Source organism: Aquirufa salirivi, from assembly GCF_045310485.1.
Lineage (GTDB): Bacteria > Bacteroidota > Bacteroidia > Cytophagales > Spirosomataceae > Aquirufa > Aquirufa salirivi.
In genome coordinates this window covers 1-601 of sequence record NZ_JBEWZH010000028.1, presented here as the reverse complement: position 1 = coordinate 601, position 601 = coordinate 1, and the positions used below count along the sequence as shown (strand labels likewise).

Sequence of the window (601 nt, the reverse complement as noted above, 5' to 3'; positions counted from 1 at the left end):
GTGGCTGGGGCTGCGGATGCTACAGCTTCTACCTTAACTCCTACATCGGCAAGTATTACAGCGAATGGGGCTTCTACTCAGGTGTTAACTGTCACTGCTAAAGATGCTAATGGCAACAATGTGGGTACTGGTGGGGCGACAGTCACCATCACTAAATCTTCTGGTACTGGATCTATTGGTTCGGTTACCGATGTTGGAAATGGTACCTATACAGCTACGGTAACTTCTCCTACTGCCGTTGGTTCTGGGGTGTTTGTTGCCACTTTAGGTGCAGCTCAAGTCAAAAGTGGTTCAGGTTCTCAAACTCAATCTACCATTACTTATACGGCTGGTGCGGCTAGTAAGTACCTCGTTACTTCTTCGTCTTCGTCTCCTGTGGCGGGTGCTACTGTAACCATCTCGGCTCAGCTAGCCGATGCCAATGACAATCCAGTTGCTACCTCAGGACAAACCGTGACTTGGACCAAGTCCAACGCCAACGGTAGTTTTGCTTCGGCTACCTCAACCACCAATGGAAGTGGTATTGCTACTGTTGTGTTCACTTCGCATACCGTTGCAGGTACTGCCACTACCGTGACAGCTACTACTTCGGCTATTTCTG

General features: G+C 49.3%; 1 protein-coding gene. It reads left to right on the top strand.

Annotated features, from left to right (window positions below):
• Window positions 1-601: Ig-like domain-containing protein (locus U0R11_RS13535; protein WP_406752360.1), on the top strand; the 601-nt coding region annotated here is incomplete at both ends.